The sequence below is a fragment of the Streptomyces venezuelae genome (genome assembly GCF_008642375.1).
GTDB classification, from domain to species: domain Bacteria; phylum Actinomycetota; class Actinomycetes; order Streptomycetales; family Streptomycetaceae; genus Streptomyces; species Streptomyces venezuelae_G.
This window is the reverse complement of record NZ_CP029194.1, coordinates 6,128,651-6,145,819: the sequence shown is the minus strand read 5'-3', so window position 1 is coordinate 6,145,819 and position 17,169 is coordinate 6,128,651. Positions and strand designations below refer to the sequence as shown.

14 protein-coding genes and 1 pseudogene are annotated in these 17,169 nt (G+C 72.0%); 5 read left to right on the top strand and 10 right to left on the bottom strand.

Annotated elements, in window-relative coordinates; translation table 11 throughout:
• Positions 1 to 158 precede the first annotated feature (158 nt).
• On the top strand, positions 159 to 1,298 hold the full coding sequence (locus DEJ46_RS28185; protein WP_150270781.1) for a hypothetical protein: 1,140 nt from the start codon (positions 159 to 161) through the stop codon (positions 1,296 to 1,298).
• A gap of 354 nt (positions 1,299 to 1,652) precedes the next feature.
• On the opposite strand, the gene DEJ46_RS28180 is transcribed toward DEJ46_RS28185, so the two are convergent.
• The 4 genes from DEJ46_RS28180 to DEJ46_RS28165 all read right to left on the bottom strand — a co-directional run bounded on the left by DEJ46_RS28180 (position 1,653) and on the right by DEJ46_RS28165 (position 5,752).
• The gene (locus DEJ46_RS28180) at positions 1,653 to 2,597 is read right to left on the bottom strand and encodes a 3-oxoacyl-ACP reductase (protein ID WP_150270779.1); all 945 of its coding nucleotides are present in this window, start codon (positions 2,595 to 2,597) and stop codon (positions 1,653 to 1,655) included.
• Positions 2,598 to 2,612: 15 nt separating this feature from the next.
• The gene (locus DEJ46_RS28175; protein ID WP_150270777.1) at positions 2,613 to 3,689 is read right to left on the bottom strand and encodes a Zn-dependent alcohol dehydrogenase; all 1,077 of its coding nucleotides are present in this window, start codon (positions 3,687 to 3,689) and stop codon (positions 2,613 to 2,615) included.
• A 32-nt stretch (positions 3,690 to 3,721) separates the two neighbouring features.
• Positions 3,722 to 4,576, bottom strand: a complete 855-nt coding sequence (locus tag DEJ46_RS28170; RefSeq protein WP_150270775.1) for a MaoC/PaaZ C-terminal domain-containing protein — start codon at positions 4,574 to 4,576, stop codon at positions 3,722 to 3,724.
• Between the two features lie 633 nt (positions 4,577 to 5,209).
• Positions 5,210 to 5,752 (bottom strand): hypothetical protein, encoded by a 543-nt coding sequence (locus DEJ46_RS28165; RefSeq protein WP_150270773.1) that lies wholly within the window; start codon positions 5,750 to 5,752, stop codon positions 5,210 to 5,212.
• 423 nt (positions 5,753 to 6,175) lie between these two features.
• On the opposite strand from DEJ46_RS28165, the pseudogene DEJ46_RS28160 reads away from it, so the two are divergent.
• Positions 6,176 to 6,805, top strand: a pseudogene (locus tag DEJ46_RS28160) (response regulator); the annotation flags it as partial.
• A 27-nt stretch (positions 6,806 to 6,832) separates the two neighbouring features.
• Here DEJ46_RS28160 and DEJ46_RS28150 read toward each other — a convergent pair.
• The 4 genes from DEJ46_RS28150 to DEJ46_RS28135 all read right to left on the bottom strand — a co-directional run bounded on the left by DEJ46_RS28150 (position 6,833) and on the right by DEJ46_RS28135 (position 13,243).
• Entirely contained in the window at positions 6,833 to 8,164 is a 1,332-nt protein-coding gene (locus tag DEJ46_RS28150) for a phospholipase D family protein (RefSeq protein WP_150270770.1), read from the bottom strand.
• 10 nt (positions 8,165 to 8,174) lie between these two features.
• Complete coding sequence (locus DEJ46_RS28145) at positions 8,175 to 9,656, bottom strand: MFS transporter (RefSeq protein ID WP_190622935.1); 1,482 nt, start codon at positions 9,654 to 9,656, stop codon at positions 8,175 to 8,177.
• A 153-nt stretch (positions 9,657 to 9,809) separates the two neighbouring features.
• The gene (locus DEJ46_RS28140; RefSeq protein ID WP_150270766.1) at positions 9,810 to 11,012 is read right to left on the bottom strand and encodes a lipid-transfer protein; all 1,203 of its coding nucleotides are present in this window, start codon (positions 11,010 to 11,012) and stop codon (positions 9,810 to 9,812) included.
• 26 nt (positions 11,013 to 11,038) lie between these two features.
• Positions 11,039 to 13,243: an acyl-CoA dehydrogenase gene (locus tag DEJ46_RS28135; RefSeq protein ID WP_150270765.1), complete on the bottom strand. Its 2,205-nt coding sequence runs from the start codon at positions 13,241 to 13,243 to the stop codon at positions 11,039 to 11,041.
• 207 nt (positions 13,244 to 13,450) lie between these two features.
• Here DEJ46_RS28135 and DEJ46_RS28130 point away from each other — a divergent pair, with 207 nt between their 5' ends.
• Positions 13,451 to 14,545 (top strand): teichoic acid biosynthesis protein C, encoded by a 1,095-nt coding sequence (locus DEJ46_RS28130; protein ID WP_223835159.1) that lies wholly within the window; start codon positions 13,451 to 13,453, stop codon positions 14,543 to 14,545.
• Positions 14,546 to 14,553: 8 nt separating this feature from the next.
• Here DEJ46_RS28130 and DEJ46_RS28125 read toward each other — a convergent pair whose 3' ends face one another.
• Together DEJ46_RS28125 and DEJ46_RS28120 are read right to left on the bottom strand one after the other, a co-directional pair.
• The gene (locus DEJ46_RS28125; RefSeq protein ID WP_150270763.1) at positions 14,554 to 15,579 is read right to left on the bottom strand and encodes a GlxA family transcriptional regulator; all 1,026 of its coding nucleotides are present in this window, start codon (positions 15,577 to 15,579) and stop codon (positions 14,554 to 14,556) included.
• Positions 15,580 to 15,811: 232 nt separating this feature from the next.
• The gene (locus DEJ46_RS28120) at positions 15,812 to 16,138 is read right to left on the bottom strand and encodes an FKBP-type peptidyl-prolyl cis-trans isomerase (protein ID WP_150270761.1); all 327 of its coding nucleotides are present in this window, start codon (positions 16,136 to 16,138) and stop codon (positions 15,812 to 15,814) included.
• A 126-nt stretch (positions 16,139 to 16,264) separates the two neighbouring features.
• On the opposite strand from DEJ46_RS28120, the gene DEJ46_RS28115 reads away from it, so the two are divergent.
• Both DEJ46_RS28115 and DEJ46_RS28110 read left to right on the top strand, forming a co-directional pair.
• Positions 16,265 to 16,666, top strand: coding sequence for a cupin domain-containing protein (locus DEJ46_RS28115; RefSeq protein WP_150270759.1), 402 nt, complete (start codon positions 16,265 to 16,267; stop codon positions 16,664 to 16,666).
• A gap of 94 nt (positions 16,667 to 16,760) precedes the next feature.
• A complete protein-coding gene (locus DEJ46_RS28110; protein ID WP_150270757.1) occupies positions 16,761 to 17,165 on the top strand; it encodes a DUF4259 domain-containing protein in 405 nt (134 codons plus the stop codon).
• The last annotated feature ends 4 nt before the right edge of the window (positions 17,166 to 17,169 follow it).

The following is a 17,169-nucleotide window of genomic DNA, read 5'->3' as shown; positions in this document are numbered from 1 at the left end:
GCTCGCCTTACCTTACTCATCACGGGTCACTCCAGCACAGGCACCCCCTCCCCGACGGCCGAACCGCCGGACGACCACCCTTATGTGTGAAGTGACCGGGCTCGTGTTGTTCGGCAGGAAGTGCGAAAACTAGCTTCGTGGCCGGAGGTGACGAGTCGATGACAGCGTGTGCCATCGAGACCGCGGCCGAGGACGACGACCGCGACAAGGACCCCACCGGTTCGGCCGGCTTCACGATCACGGCCAACGGCGCGTACGCGGCCAGGCTCGCGGGCGCCGGTGACGCCCTGTACGTGGAGCGGTGGACGCTCGACGGCCCCGAGCCGTACGCCGTCCCGCTCCCCCTCGGCCAGCCGGAGGAGCCGCACACCCAGTTGCTGCCCCTCGCGGACGGCCGGGTCCTCGTCGCCCGCCGCGTGGACGGGCGGCGGAACACGTTCTCGCTTCTCTACCCCACCGGGCCGGCCACCGGCGAGCTCCAGCTCGGCGCGGTCGAGGCACCCGGCTCCGAGCGGCTGGTCCTGCTGCCGCCCTCGCCGGACGGGATCTGCGCCTACGCGATGTGCGCCGGCCCCGACACGACGACGCTGTGGCTCGTCGCCGGCGGCGCCTTCGGCCCCGAGCAGGTCGCCGAGGTCAGGGGCCACTGCACGGGCGGGGTGTGGCTCGACCGTACGGGCCGGATGCTCGCGCTCGACCGGCGCCTGGACGACGGGCCGGTGAAGGCCGTCGCCGTCGACCTGGAGCGGGGCGGCGAGGTGACGCCGCTGCTCCAGATCACCGAGGAGAGCGACGACCGGCTGCTCCTCGCCGCCCCGGACAGCGGGCTGCTCCTCATCGGCTCCGACGCGCCGTCGCCGGGGCGCGAGCGGCTCGGCTGGGGCGTGCTCGGCAGCCTGCTGCCGGTGCGGTTCCCCGAGTGCCTGAGGCTCGACGACGCGGCGGTGACGCCGTTCGCGGTGCAGCCGGGTCAGGTCCTGATGCCGGAGAGCTGCTCGGTGGCGCTGCGGATCGACGCGGTGGGCGGGAGCTGGGTGGGGACCTGGGAGCCCTCGTCGCGCCGGCTGGTCCAGTCGGCCGCGCCCGCGGGCTGGCTGGCCGGCGCGGGACTGTGGACGGCTCAGGGCGTGCTGCGCCTGCCGTACGCGACGGCCGGGGCGCCGTGCGGCCTCGCGGACCTGGAGGCTCCGCCCGAGCCGGAGCCGGTACCGGTGGCGGTGGCCGTCGACGAGCCCCGGGTGTGCCGCCCGGTGCCCTTGCAGCAGGCCCCGCTGACGGACCGTCGACCCGCGGGCTGAACCGTTCCCTCCTTGTCGGTCCGCATCACTAAACTCTCTGGTTGCACAGCGACACCGAAAGACCGATTCATACGGGGTGAGTTCCAGCATGTCGGAAGCAAGCACGGAGGGTAAGGAGCCGAACGGCTCCGGAAGGCACCGTGGTGAGGCCTCGCCGGCGGAGGACTCGACGTCCTCGCCGCACGGCCGCCACCGTCGCGAACCCGACGGGCAGTGACCGAGCAGTCCAGCAAGCGGTCCAGTGAGCACGGCGATGGGCCCCGGGTCTCCCCGGGGCCCATCGCCGTTCCCCACCTTCCCCGTGCCGCTTCCCCCCTGCCCCTTCCCCCTGCCCCTCCCCCTGTCCCTCCCCTGTCAGCCCTTCTTCAGGCCCAGCACCTCCGCCGCGGCGAACGTCTCGCCCGCGGGCCGGGACGCGTAGTGCGGGGTCAGCACGGAGTCCAGCTCCTCGTACGTGAACGCCTCCTTGGCCGTGTCGAACTTGGCCGACACCTTCGGCCGGTCCACGACCGCCACCATCCCGCCGTGGACGACGAGCAGCTGGCCGTTGACCCCGGCCGCCGCCGGGGAGGCGAGGTAGCCGACGAGCGGCGCCACGTGCTCCGGGGACAGCGGGTCGAGGTCCCCCTCGGCCGCCGGCTCGGCGAAGCCGGCGAAGACGTCCTCCGTCATGCGGGTGCGCGCCCGGGGGCAGATGGCGTTCGCCGTCACGCCGTACCGGGCGAGCGCGAGCGCCGAGGAGGTCGTCAGGCCCACGATGCCGCCCTTGGCCGCCGCGTAGTTGGGCTGGCCGGCCGAGCCGGCGAGGAAGGCCTCGGAGGAGGTGTTGACGATCCGGCCGTAGACGCCGGTCTCCCCCGCCTTGGACCGTCCCCGCCAGTGCACCGCGGCGAAGTGGGTGGTGTTGAAGTGGCCCTTGAGGTGGACCCGTACGACCGAGTCCCACTCGTCCTCGCTCATCGAGAAGACCATCCGGTCGCGCAGGATGCCCGCGTTGTTGACCAGGATGTCCAGCTTCCCGAACTCGGCCACCGCCAGGTCGACCAGACCCCGCGCCGTCTCGAAGTCGGAGACGTCGCCGAGGTGGGCGACCGCCCGGCCGCCGGCCGCGCGGATCTCCGCGGCGACCTCCTCGGCGGGTGCGGCGGAGGCCTCTCCGGAGCCGTCGCGGCCGGCCTGCCCGTAGTCGTTGACGACGACGGCGGCGCCGAGCCGGGCCAGTTCGAGCGCCTCGGCACGGCCGAGCCCCCGTCCCGCGCCGGTGACGATCGCGCTCAGGCCCTCAAGAGGGAGTGACATCTCGCAGCAGTCCTCTCAGATCTCGATGCAGGTGCGGAGTGCCGCGCCCGTACGCATCTGCTCCAGTGCCTCGTTGATCCCCGCCAGCGGTACGCGGTGGGTGATGAGCGACTCCAGGTCGACACGGCCGGCCCGCCAGAGCGCGATGGTCCGCTCGTACGAGGTGAGCACGTCCCCGCCGCCGTACATGGAGGGCAGGATCCGCTTCTCGTCGAAGAACAGCTCGAACATGTTGAGCTGGAGGTGGTCGTCGAGCGCGCCCGCGCCGACGATGCAGAGGGTGCCGCCGCGCCGGGTCGTGTCGTAGGCGGTACGGGCGGTGGCGGACTTGCCGACGACCTCGAAGACGTAGTCGAAGCCCTCCCCCGCGGTGATCCGCTGCTTGGCGTCGGCGAGCGCGTCCGGCGCGATGGCCTCGGTGGCGCCGAAGCGCAGCGCGGCCTCGCGCCGGGACTCGACGGGGTCGACGGCGATGATCTGGGCGGCGCCCTGGAGCTTGGCGCCCTGGATCGCGGAGATGCCGACGCCGCCGCAACCGATGACGGCGACCGACGAACCGGCCTCCACCTTCGCGGTGTTGATGGCCGCACCGAGGCCCGTGGTCACGCCGCAGCCGATGAGGGCCGCGATGTCGAAGGGCACGTCGTCGGGGATGGGCACGGCGCAGCCCGCGTCGACGACGACCTCCTCGGTGAAGGTGCCGGTGCCGGCGAAGCCGAAGAGGTCCCCGCCCGGGCGCTTGAAGTTGGGCGTGCCGGCGTTCATGAAGCCTGCCAGGCAGAGCTGCGTCTGGCCGCGCTTGCAGGAGGGACAGGTGCCGCAGGCGGGCAGCCAGCAGAGCAGGACGCGCTGCCCCGGGGTGAGGTGGGTGACGCCGTCGCCGATGTCGAGGATCTCGCCCGCGCCCTCGTGGCCGGGGATGAAGGGGGCGGGCTGCGGGAGGACGCCGCTCATCGCGGAGATGTCGGAGTGGCAGAGGCCGGTGGCCCGGACGCGGATCCGTACCTTCCCGGGCCCAAAGCCCACCGCCTCGACGTCGTCGAGGACCTCGAGTTTGTCCTGGCCGATCTCGTGCAGTACGGCTGCGCGCATGGGTGCGGCTCCAATCGGTACGGATCTACGGATCAGGAGTGTTCGACGACGGTGTCGGCGAGTACGGGGGCGTCGTCGCGCTCCGCGGCGGTGACCGCCACCTGGACGCGGCCCTCGTCCGCCCACATCCGCAGGCGCAGGGTCTCGCCGGGGAAGACGATCCCGGCGAAACGCGTGCGGTACGAGCGGACCCGGGTGACGTCCCCGTCGAGCAGGGTGTCGACGACGGCCTTGAGGGTCATGCCGTACGAGCAGAGGCCGTGCAGGATCGGCCGGTCGAAGCCGGCGAGCTTGGCGAAGTCGGGGTCGGCGTGGAGCGGGTTCCAGTCCCCGGAGAGCCGGTAGAGCAGGGCCTGTTCCTCGCGGATCGGGCGCTCGACGGTGGCGTCGGGCTGCCGGTCCGGGAGCGCGAGGCGCTCGGAGGGCCCGCGGTCGCCGCCCCAGCCGCCCTCGCCGCGGACGAAGATCTGGGCGTCGCTGGTCCAGAGCGGGCCGTCGGCGTCGGAGGCCTCACTGCGCAGGACGAGGACGGCGGCCTTGCCTTTGTCGTACACGGCGGCGACGCGGGAGGTGGAGACGGCGCGGCCGCTGACGGGGACGGGCCGGTGGAGCGTGACCGACTGGCCGCCGTGCAGGACGGCGGCGAGGTCGATGTCGATGCCGGGGGCGGAGAGCCCCCCGACGACCCCCATGCCCGCGCCCGCGACGGTGGCGAAGCTGGGGAGGACGTGGAGCCTGGACTCCAGGGTGTAGCGGAGCTCGTCGGGGTCGGTCGCGGGCACGCCGGCACCGAGTCCCAGGTGGTAGAGCTGGACGTCCTTGTGGTCCCAGGAGATCTCGGCGCTGCGGGGTTCGGCGGCGACGGCCTTGGCGGGGTCGATCGGCATCGGGCTGCTGCTCCTCGTGGGCGAGAGTTCCTCGTGGGCGAGGTGGCGGGGAAAGACCTCGATGCGACCGTCCGCACCGTCGGTCGCACCGAGGCCGTGCGGGACCGTCCCGGACGCGGCCGTTCTAGAACGCGTTCTAGGTCGGTGGATCTCATGTATAGCCGAGGCGTGGAGAGTTGGGAACCCTCCCCGCGCCACCCAGCTGACGAGCCGTCAGCACAGTCCTCCCGGACCGCCTTCCAGGACATTCGGACGGGACGGGGTCAGCGGATGAGCCACCACAGGCCGACGTCCGCCAGGGGCCGAAGCAGGCCAGCAGGACGATTCCCCCGAGGAGTTCGGTCCACGAACTCTCACTGAACGTCTCGGGACGGCGGGTCCGTAGTACACGCTGATCGCGTCCGGAGGCGTGTACTCGTTGATGCGGGCGTGCGTCTCCCCCCGGACCGGTGCGCCGCCCGGCGGTGTCCGGTGTGCCGCCCGGCGGCGTGAAGAGCATCATCGGGTAGAAGTGCGCGCCGCCGTCCATGTCCTCGCACTCCCGCACCCCGACGACCTCGGTGTCGATACGTACGGCCCGGCGCATCAGCCCGATCCCGGTGCAGGTCCACAGCACCCCTGCCACCGTGGCGGTCAGGGGACGATTATCACGCCCTCGTCTTCCGGACTACCGACCTGCCCCTTGCACTCCTTCAGCTTCAGAACATCCACCTGATGACTGAGAGCGTTGATTGCGGCGGTCTCCTGCTCTCCGTATGCCTCATCCTGATATTCGTCGAGGTATATTGCCGACGAGAAGCTCGCGTACGCTTCACTGAAAGCGGCACCGGCTGAGTGAAGTTTATCGATCTCGCTTCGCTGTTCGTCTGGCTGCTCCAGTGCGCGCCAGCTCCCCACAAGGTGCCGCATGGACGCGGAGACCTCCTGTGCCGCGTCCGACGCAGCGTTTCGATCAGTTTGCACGGGATTGGTCTTCCGTATGAGCGAAAGAAAAGACTCGTCCGAAGCACGCATTTTCTGAAGAACGCCCGGAAACTCCTGCTCGCAGATCGCATCCGCCTTGGCTCGCCACTCGCTGAGACTCGGGGCCCCGCTCTCGCATCGCGTCAGGAAGAAGGCCAAGATGCCGATGACTGCCGAACAGATGCCTACCCACCAGCCGATGTGGGTCCGCATCCTACTTCCTCGTGATTCCGCCGCAGGCTCACCACCCATGAATGCCTCCTAGGCGCGGAGCACGGTTTTAGTGTCCCCCTACATGGATGCACACGCACGTCGGCAGAAGAATTCACGTTCCCCTTTCAACTGCCTGTCGAAACAAGTGGCGAGCTTGAGGTGATGCCACGCCCCGACGCCCCTGCCCCCGTGCTCGACACCCGGGCCTGCCCCGCCGGCGGTGGCGACCAGCGCGACGAGCCACCCTCGGACGCGCTGGACGATCAAGTGCAGCCCACCAGAGCAGAGTTCTGCCCGGGTTCCGGCGGCTCGGTGGCAGTGAACTGCCGACCAAGGAGATAGTCGGCAAGCCCACCGTCGTCCGATGGCCTTCTGGGGGCGCCCCAACAGGCCATCCGTCCTACGCTGTTCTTCGTGGACGAGATGCCGCAGGACCACCGCCCAGCAAGGTGTACAAGAGTCCTCCTCGCCGAGGACCAGGGGACGATGCGCGGGGCGCTGGCCCTGCTGCTCGGGATGGAGCCCGACATCGAGGTCGTCGCGCAGGTCGGGCGGGGCGACGAGATCGTGGACGCCGCGCTGCTCTCGCGGCCCGACGTGGCGGTCCTCGACATCGAGCTGCCCGGGCGCAGCGGGCTCGACGCCGCCGCCGCGCTGCGCGACGAGGTGCCGGACTGCCGGGTCCTGATCCTCACGACCTTCGGCCGCCCCGGCTGTCTGCGCCGGGCGATGGAGGCCGGTGCGGCGGGGTTCCTGGTGAAGGACGGGCCCGTGCAGGAGCTGGCCGAGGCGGTCCGGCAGGTCCTCCGGGGCGAGACGGTCGTCGACCCGGCCCTCGCGGCCGCCGACCTCGGCGCGGGGCCGAACCCGCTGACGGGCCGGTAGCGGGAGGCCCTCGCCGCCTCGGTGGACGGGGCGACGATCGCGGACGTCGCGGCGCGGCTCCACCTCTCCGAGTCCACCGTCCGCGACCGCCTGTCCTCGGTGATCGGCAAGACGTCCACCCGCAACCGCACGGAGGCGGTGCGGGCGGCACGTCGGCAGGGGTGGCTGCAGGGACGACGGGGCCCGCAGGCGCGCCTACAGGCCCTCGGTCTGCGCCGCCGTCCGCTGGGCCTCGAAGTTCTTGACGTACGCGTCGAAGACCGCCGCGTCCTCGTACTTGAGCAGCGTCTCGTCGTTGTAGCGGAGCGCCGTCGTCGTGTAGGTGTGGCTGCCCGTGAAGACGATCTTCTTGTTCACGCCCCCGTAGTACGTGCCCTCGATCAGCAGGTACTTGGTGTGGGAGTCGGAGCCGCCGCGCTTGTCGTTGTCGAGCTGGTGCAGGGTGATCCGGCCCTTGCCCGTCACCGGCCGGGTCAGCCAGTTGGCGACCTGCCCCATGGGCTTGTCGTCGGCGGTCCAGTTGTCGAGGGACCGGTAGACGATCTCGATGTCGCAGCCGGCGTTGGCGAGCTCCCACAGCTTCCGGGCGACCTCGGTGCGGGTGGTGTGGCCCTGGGCGATGCGGATCCTCGTACGGCCGTCGGTCGTGCCGAAGCCCGTGGAGTTGCCGCCGCAGGAGTCCGGGGTGCCGACCGGCGCCACCGTCCCGAGGATGTTGACGACCGTGTCCGTGCCGGACCTCGGGAAGAAGTAGACCTTCGCCTTGCCCGCCTGGGTGTCGTGCGCGTAGTCGGCGACCTGCGGCTTCTGCCCGGCGGCGGCTGCCGCCAGATCGGTGAAGTACTGCCCGTACGCGCCGGACAGGGCCGTGTTGCCGACGACCGTCAGCGCGTCGTTCCACCAGTCGTCGGTGTCCTGGCTCGTGAGGTTCCCGGAGGACTGCACCACCACGTCGTCGACCGCGACGTCACCCTTGCCCTTGGTACGGGAGAACAGGAAGAACTTGTTGTGGTTGACGTTGTCGTACGTGCCGTTCGGGTCCGCCTCCGTGGTGCCCGGGTCCAGGGCCAGGCAGGCCTCCTCCGGCTTGCAGGTCCGCACCCAGGAGTCGGGGCTGCCCGCCGGGTCCGCGAGCCGGGTCTTCAGGGTGTCGAGCCCCGTGGACCTGCTGTCGGCGTCGACGACGACCTGGACGGCGACGCCCCTCTTGTGGGCGTCGCCCAGCTTGTTCGCCAGGTAGACCGACTGGAAGAGGTAGAGGGAGATCCGGATCGACGATCCCGCCTCCGCGCCGTCGACGAGGTCCCCCAGGTGGAAGAGGATCCGTCCTCGCGCGGCGGCGTCGGTGCTGTTCGGCTCGTTGAACAGGGCGCCGGTGGTCACGGCCAGGACCGGCTCCGCCGAGGCCGACGGCGCGACCGTCAGACTCGCGCCGACGGCCAGGGCTGTCGCGGCCGTTCTGAAGGTTCCCGCGTTCTTGCGCTTGCTGTTGCTGTTGCTCTTGCTCTTCTTCTTGATCGATATCACCTGGGCATTGTCACCCGGTGCGCTTGGCCCCCTTCGGGAGCCAGACCAGCATCAGGACCGACGCCGCGACGAGTATCCCCGCCGAGACGCGGAAGGCCAGGGCGTAACCCGGGACCAGGTACGACGAGTCCGGGGTGCCGATCAGGGAGTAGTCGGAGAACGAGACGGGGGCCGACAGGGCACCCGCCGCCGCGACCGTGGAGAGGACCGAGAGGCCGAGGGCGCCGCCCATCGTGCGGGAGGTGTTGACCAGGCCGGAGACGAGGCCCGCGTCCCCCGGGCCCGCGTGGGAGGTGGCGAGCGTGGCCAGCGGGGTGGTGGCCAGGCCGAGGCCCACCATCATCACGACGCCGGGGCCGAGGATCGTCCCGAGGAAGGTGCCGTCGGCCGTCAGCGTCGACTGCCAGGCGAAGCCCGCCGCCCCGATGAGCGCGCCCGCCACGGCGACGTTGCGGGCGCCGAGAGCCGGCATGAGGCGCGGGGCCAGCTTGGAGCCCAGGATGACGCTGAGGGAGCTGGGAACGAGCGCGAGGCCGGCCTGGATCGGGGTGTAGCCGAGGACGTTCTGCGCGTACACCGTCATGAAATACCACATGCCGAAGGAGCTCGAACCGCACAGCAGGATCGCCACGTTGGCCGCCGACACGGCCCGGTTGCGGAAGATCTTCAGCGGCATCAGCGGGGCCGCCGTGCGCGCCTCGACGGCGACGAAGACGGCGAGGAGGACGAGGCCGCCGAGGAGCGTGAGCAGGGTGGCCGGGTCGGTCCAGCCCGCCTCCTCGGTCTGGACGATGCCGTACGCGAGGGTGGCGAGCCCGCCGGTGACGAGCACGGCGCCCGGCAGGTCGAGGTGGCGGCTGCCGGTGCCGGTGCGGCCCTCGCGGAGCCAGAGCGCCGCGGCGGCCAGGACGAGGATGCCGATGGGGACGTTGATGAGGAGGACCCACCGCCAGGACAGCAGGTCGACGAGGAGGCCGCCGACGAAGCCGCCCGCGGCGCCGCCCGCCGCACCGACCGCGGTCCAGGTGCCGATGGCCCGGGTCCTGGCGGGTCCGGCCTCGACGGCTCCGGTGACGAGCGTCAGGGTGGCGGGCGAGAGGAGGGCGGCGCCGAGGCCCTGCACGGCGCGGGCGCCGATCAGGTACTGGCCCTCCGGGGCGATGCCGCCGACGACGGACGCGGCGGTGAAGAGCCCGAGCCCTAGCAGGAATATCGCCTTCCGCCCGTAGAGGTCGGCGGCCCGGCCGCCGAGCAGCATGAATCCGGCGAAGGCGATCGAGTACGCGCTGATCACCCACTGGAGCCCGAGCTCGGAGAGGCCGAGGTCGGTCCGCATCGACGGCAGCGCGACGTTCACGACGGAGACGTCGAGGACGACGAGGAACTGGGCGGCGCAGGCGGTCAGGACGACCAGCCACGGGCGGGGCGTGCCGAGGGTGGGGGGCGGGGTGGTGTCGCTCGTGGCGGAGTCGGTCTGCGGCATGAATGTCATGGTCGCAGACCGACTCAGCCCCGTACATGGGCATTCCGCCCTACGACCGCCGAGGCCCGTCACGCCCTATGCCCTACGACCTCCGCGGCCCGTGACGCCCCATCCCCTTACGCCCACGACCACCGAGGCCCGTGACGCCCCATCCCCTAAGCCCTACGCCTTCCGCAACAGCGTCACCACCGCCGCCCCGCCCAGGCCGATGTTGTGCGCGAGCCCGACCCGCGCCCCCGTGACCTGCCGTGGCCCCGCCTCGCCCCGCAGCTGCCACACCAGCTCCGCCGCCTGCGCGAGGCCGGTCGCGCCCAGCGGGTGGCCCTTGGAGATGAGCCCGCCGGAGGGGTTCACGACCCAGCGGCCGCCGTACGTGGTGGCGCCGGACTCGACGAGCTTGCCGGAGGCGCCCTCCTCGCACATGCCGAGCGCCTCGTACGTGAGCAGTTCGTTGATCGAGAAGCAGTCGTGCAGCTCGATGACGTCGACGTCCTCGATGCCGAGCCCGGAGCGCTCGTACACCTGGCGGGCGGCGGCCCGGGACATCGGGCGGCCGACGGCGTCGATGCAGGAGCCGGAGGCGAAGGACTCCCCGGTGTCGGTGGTCATCGCCTGGGCGGCGATCTCCACCGCCCGCCCCCGCAGCCCGTGTTCCTCGACGAACCGCTCGGAGACGACGAGGGCTGCCGCCGCGCCGTCGGAGGTGGGCGAGCACTGGAGCTTGGTGAGCGGCCGGTGGACGGTCCTGGCGGCGAGGATCTCGTCGACCGTGTAGACGTCCTGGAACTGGGCGTTGGGGTTGTTCGCCGAGTGCTGGTGGTTCTTGGCGCCGACGGCCGCGAGCTGCACCTCGGTCGTCCCGTACCGCTCCATGTGCTCGCGGGCCGCGTTGCCGAAGATCTGCGCGGTGGGCGGGGACATCTCGAAGCCGTGGGCGGCGGCCATGATGCCGTAGTGCCGGGCGACCGGCGAGCTCTTGAAGTCCTCGGCACCCGCCGACCCGCCCCCGCCGAGCGAGCCCCGGGCCATCTTCTCGAAGCCGAGGGCGAGGACGCAGTCGGCGATGCCTCCCTCGACGAACTGCCGGGCGGTCATCAGGGCGGTGGAGCCGGTCGCGCAGTTGTTGTTGAGGTTGTAGACGGGGATGCCGGTGAGCCCCAGTTCGTACACGGCCCGCTGGCCGGCGGTGGAGGCCTGGAAGCAGTAGCCGACGGCCGCCTGTTCCACGGTCTCGTACGGGATGCCGGCGTCGGCGAGGGCGGCGGTGCCCGCCTCCTTCGCCATGTCCCAGTACTGCCAGTCCCGGGTCTCCGGCTTCTCGAACTTCGTCATCCCGACGCCGACGACATACGCCTTGGTGGTCATCGCGGGTCCCTCCCCGTCTCTCGGTCTCAGTCTCTCGGCAGGCCGAGCAGGCGCTCGGCGACGACATTGAGCTGTACTTGTGTGGTGCCGCCCGCGATGGTGAGGCAGCGGGACATGAGCATTCCGTGCAGCGCCCGCTCGCCGGGTCCCTCGCGCAAGGCGCCCTCGGGGCCGAGGAGTTCGAGGGTGAGTTCGGCGACCTTCTGCTGGTGGAGGGTCTGGACGAGCTTGCGGACGCTGGCGCCCGCGCCCGGTTCGAGGCCGGAGACCTGGAGCAGGGTGGTGCGCAGGCCGATGCAGGCGAGGGCGTGCGCCTCGGCGAGGAGGCCCCCGACGCGGGCGCGGACGGAGCTGTCGTGCTGCGCGGCCCGCTCGATGAGCGCTTCGAGGCCGGTGTCGAAGGCGACCTGGTCGGCCATGTGGACGCGTTCGTTGCCGAGGGTGTTGCGGGCGACCCGCCAGCCGTCGTTCACCTCGCCGACGACGGCGTCGGCGGGGAGGATCGCGTCGTCGAACCAGACCTCGTTGAAGAGGGAGTCCCCGGTGATCTCCTTGAGCGGCCGGATGTCGATGCCGGGGGTGTCGCGCATGTCGACGAGGAAGTAGGTCAGCCCCTTGTGCTTGGGGGCGGCGGGGTCGGTGCGGGCGAGCAGGATGCCGTGGTGGGCCCACTGGGCGGCGCTCGTCCACACCTTCTGTCCGGTGATCCGCCAGCCGCCGTCCTCGGTGCGCTCGGCGCGGGTGCGGAGCGAGGCGAGGTCGGAGCCGGCGCCCGGTTCGGAGAAGAGCTGGCACCAGAGCCGCTCGCCGCGCAGGGTGGGGCCGAGGTGCGTCTCCTGCTGCTCGGGGGTGCCGTAGGTGAGGAGCGAGGGGACGACCCACGCGCCGATCCCGAGCCCGGGGAGGGTGATCCCGGCCGCCTCCAGCTCCCGCTGCACGGCGAGCTGCCGGAGCGGGTCCGCGCCGAGTCCGTACGGCTCCGGGAGGTGCGGGGCCGCGTAGCCGGTGGGGGCGAGGGCGCGCCGGGCGGCGGCCGGTTCGAGCCCGGCGGCGGGGGCGACGGCCTCGCGGGCCGCTCTCCGGTACTCATCGGCCTCGGGCGGCAGGTCGAGGCGGAGGCCGCGCCGGACGCCGTCGGCGGCGTGCCGCAGGGCGGCGAGGCGGTGGTGGTCGCCGGTGCCGAGGAGCTGGCGGGCGACGACGGCGCGGCGGAGCAGGAGGTGGGCGTCGTGCTCCCAGGTGAAGCCGATGCCGCCGAGGATCTGGATGCAGTCCTTGGCGCAGGTGTAGGCGGCGTCGAGGGCGGTGGCGGCGGCGAGCGCGGCGGCGAGGGAGCGGGCCTCGTCCTCACCGCCACGGGCGGCGTCCTCACCGGCACGGGCGGCGTCCTCACCGGCACGGGCGGCGTCCCAGGTGAGGGCGCGGGCCTGTTCGAGCCGGACGAGCATGTCGGCGCAGAGGTGCTTGACGCCCTGGAACTGCCCGATGGGCCGCCCGAACTGCTCGCGGGTACGGGCGTGTTCGGCGGCGGTCTCGACGGCACGGGCGGCGGTCCCGCAGGCGTCGGCGGCGAGGAGGACGGCGGCGAGGTCCCGTACGAGGCCGGTGTCGAGGGCGAGTTCGCGCGCGACGGGGACGTGTGCGGCGCGGGCGGTGATCTCGCCGGTGGGCCGGGTCGGGTCGGCGCTCTCGTGTGGCCGCACGGACAGGGTGGCGGTGTCCACGGCGAGCCAGACGGAGCCATCGGCGGTGGCGGCCCGGAGGATCACGAGCCCGGCCTGGGCGCCGCCGAGGACGGGGGGCGGGGCGCCGTCGAGGAGCCAGCCGCTCGCGGTGCGGACGGCGGTGAGGCTGCCGGTGCCGCCGAGGGCGACGGCCGCGATCCGCTCCCCGCCGGCGACCGAGGCGGCCAACTCCCGCTGTCCGGCGCGGTGGAGGACCTCGGCGGCGAGGACGGAGGGGAGGTACGGCCCAGGCAGCAGCGCCCGGGCGGCCTCCTCCACGACGACGGCGAGGTCTCCGAGACCGCCGCCCCCGCCGCCGTGCTCCTCGGGGAGGTGGAGCCCGAGGAGCCCTTGCCCGACGGCGGCGTCCCAGTAGGCGGGCCGGCCGGCGGCCGCGTCGGGGACGTCCAGGTGTTTGCGGACCTCTTCGGGAGGTACGGCGCGGGTGAGCCAGCCGCGGACGGATCGGGCGAGCTCCCGCTGTTCGTGCGTGATGGCGATGCCCATGCGCCGCAGACTAGAACACGTTCCATTCTGACGGAAGGTCAGATGACGATCGGATCCGATCGGGTCGAGGTGGACCGGCAGGATCGCCCAGGGTCGCCGGGGCTTCGGCCGCCTGACAGGATGCTTCCGTTTCGCCTACCTTCGAAAATGGAAAGCAACATGAGCGATCTTCAGCTGAATCGGCGCACTTTCCTTTCCTTGAGCGGCGTGGCCGCACTCTCCGTCGCGGGCATCGGAGCGGGAGCCGGGCCCGCGAGCGCGGCGGACGGTCTGCCGGCGTCCCCGCTGATCAGGGTCGAGGGCAACACGGGCCCGGCCTACTTCCGCGAGGTGGCCCTGCACGAGGGCACCGTCATCCAGTCCATCGGGTTCGACAACGTCAACCGTAGGCTCTACTACGCCCAGGTCATCGGCGGCGGCCGTCAGCTGGCGGGGGAGTCGGCGCCCCTCTCCGGTGGCACCCGCGATCTGCACGGCGACCTCGCGATCACCGAGTGGACCCTCGGCGCCGACGCCGCGGACGGCGGTGGCACCGGCCGGATCACGGGCTACATGTATCTGCGCGGCTTCGGGCACGGCGTCGGATTCGGCGTCGAGCCGTCCGGCACCAGCACCTACCTGTGGACCGAGGTCGATGCCGTCCAGGACACCGCGAACGAGACGAGCCGGGGCCGGCGGCTGTGCCGTTTCAAGTTCACCTCCTCCAGCACGCCGCTGGACGCCACCAGCACCTCGCTCCAGAAGTTCACCCCCGTCCCGGGCAGCGTGAACAACACCGCGAGCATCGACCCGGTCAACAACCGGCTGGTGGTCCGGTACAGCCTGAACGGGATGCACTACCGGATCTACGACCTGGCCAAGGCCCGCGCGGGGGACTTCGGCACTCCGCTGGTGGAGATCGCCGAGCCCGCGATCTCGGTCGACCGCAACCGCTACGGCAAGCCGTCGTTCCAGGGATACGCGGTGGCCGGGCAGTACCTGTACATGCTGCACGGCAATTCCTACGGCTACACACAGGACCACGACGACGACCCGTCGACGCCCAAGATCGTCATATCTCCGCCGGGCGAAGGCAACACCCATCTGACCTCGGTCGACCTGAACACCGGGAGCATCGTCACGACGTTCCACTCCAAGGCCGGCTACACCCTGCCGTTCCGTGAGCCCGAGGGCCTGGCCATCCAGATCCCCCAGGCGTCCCGACCCGACGTGTTCCGCCTGTGCATGGGCTTCGCCTCGGGAGAGACACCGGGGCAGCGCACGGCGTCGGTCTACTACAAGGACTCCCTGATCCAGCTCTGACCGCGAGTTCAGGAGCCGGGGTCGGCCACGGGACCGGCCACGGAACCGGCCCCAGGGCCGAACCGGCGTCGGTACTCCGACGGGGCGAGGCCCGTCTCGCGGCGCATCAGGGCCCGCAGGTGCGCAGCCGTGCCGAGCCCGCTGCTCCGCGCGACCGCGTCGAGACGCGCCTCGCCCCGCTCGATGAGCCGGCAGGCCAGGGCGACCCGCTCCCCCGTGAGCCAGGCCAGCGGCGTCGTGCCCAACTGCGCCCGGAAACGGCGGTGCAGGGTCGCGTGGCTGACGGCGGCGCGGGAGGCCAGGACGGCGACCGTCAGGGGCTCGTCGAGGCGCTCCTGCGCCCAGGCCAGGACGGGAGCGAGGGACTCGTCGGGGATGTCGGGCACGGGCCGCTCGACGAACTGCCGCTGCCCGCCGTCCCGGTGCGCCGCGAAGACGAGCCGCCGGCTGACCGCGTTGGCGATCTCCGCGCCGTGGTCGCGGCGCACGATGTGCAGCCCGAGGTCGAGCGCGGCGGCGCTGCCGGCGGCGGTGAGGATGTCGCCGTCGTCGACGAAGAGGACGTCCTCTTCGAGGGCCACGGCGGGGAAGCGCTCCCGGAAGGAGTCCGCCCACTGCCAGTGCGCGGTGGCCCGCCGCCCGTCGAGCACCCCGGCCTCGGCGAGCGTGAAGGCACCGCTGCAGAACCCGACGAGCCGCGCACCGCGCGCGTGCGCCCGGCGCACGGCGTCGAGCACCGCCGGACGGCGGGGCACGTCGACGTCCGGGCGATTGGGGACGATCACGGTGTCCGCCGCCTCGGTCGCCTCCAGACCGGCGACGCCGGAGAGGGTGAAGAAGCCGTCCCTCATGAGGGTGTCGGGCTCGGGCGAGCAGAGACGGAAGTCGTAGAGCTCACGGCCGAGTTCGGGCCGGCGCAGACCGAAGACCTCGGTGGCGCAGCCGAGCTCGAAGGGGTTCGAGTTGGCGTCGACGATCACGACGACCCGGTGAAGGCGGTCGACGGAGGCTCCTTGCGAGGATGCGTGCGGCATGGGCGGTCCCTAGTATTCGCGCGGTCCGCGCTCCACCGGCGGAGGTGCCGGCACGCCCGGCGGGCACTCCACCGGCGGGGGGCGCCGGGACGCCCGGAGGGCACTCCACCGGCAGGGGGGCGCCGGCACGCCCGGAGGGCGCTCCACCGGCGGGCGTTCCCCCGGCCGGCACTCGCCGGGGGAACGAAGCCACGCCCGGGCGGCCGCCGGGCGGGTACGGGGCGGGCGGCCCCTAGTTGATCTTGATGAGCTCCACGTCGAAGACGAGCGTGGCCTTGGGCGGGATGGCACCCGGAACGCCCCGGTCGCCGTAGCCGTAGTCGGAGGTGATCGTGAGCGTGGCGCGCTCACCCAGCGACATCTGGGGGACGCCCTCGTCCCAGCCCTTGATGAGCCGGCCGACGCCGATCTGGCTGACGAACGGCTCGCCCCTGTCCCGGGAGGAGTCGAACTTGTCGCCGTTCTCCAGCGTGCCCGTGTAGTGCATCGTCACCACGTCTCCGGGCTTGGGGAAGTTCTCGCCGTCCCCTGCCTCGATGACTTCTCGCGTGACTCCCATGTGTTCCTCTTTTCTCGGGTGTGAGAGGTCGTAGCGATGGCGACGATACGTATCTGCGAGGATTCGTGCGACCTGTGCGATTCCTGGCACTCACGCGGCCCGCGCCCCGGCGGCGACGATCCTCCTATGAGCAACAGCAGCGACCCCGTCGCCCTCGACCAGGCCCTGGCCTCCTTCGACGCCCTGTGGAGCCCCCGCGTCGTCACGCACGTCAACGACTACGACGTCCGGGTGGCCAAGGTCGCGGGCGAGCACGTCTGGCACGCCCACGACACCACCGACGAGTTCTTCCTCGTCCTCGACGGCGAGCTGTACCTCTCGCTGCGCGAGCCGGCCGGGGAGCGCACGGTCCGGCTCCCCCGCGGCTCGGTCTTCACCGTCCCGCGCGGCACGGAACACAGGCCGTACGCCCCCGAGGGCGCCGCCATCCTCATGTTCGAGCCCACGGGCACGTCGACGGTCGGCGACCGCCACGACGACATTCCGGGACACGTCGACGCGACGACCGGCCACGCGCTCGGCACCTGACGGGGGCGGCCCGGCCCGCGCCCCGGGGCGTTGTCAGTGGGCCCTGCCACGATGCACCCGGACGCAGAACGCGAGCAGAGGACGGGAACACGCCATGGGCACCTGGGACATCGGCCCCTTCGACAACGACACCGCCGCCGACTTCTCGTACCGGGTGGACGAGGCCCCGGCGGAGAAGAAGGCGGACGTGCTGCGCGCGGCCTTCCAGGAGGTGACCGCGACCGGCGACGGGTTCCTGGACTCGTACTTCGCGGTGAAGGCCGTCGCTTCGGCCGCCCTGCTCGCCGCGCAGTGCCCCGGCGGCGACCCGGTCACCACCTCGTACGGCCCGAAGCAGCCCCTGCCCGAGCTCCCGACGGACCTCCGCCCGCTGGCCGTGGCCGCCCTCGACCGCGTACTCGGCCCGGAATCGGAGCTCCTGGAGCTCTGGGAGGAGTCGGACGGCGAGGAGTGGAAGGTGGGCATCCGCAAGCTGCGGGCGGTCCTCGCGGGGGCCTGACCCG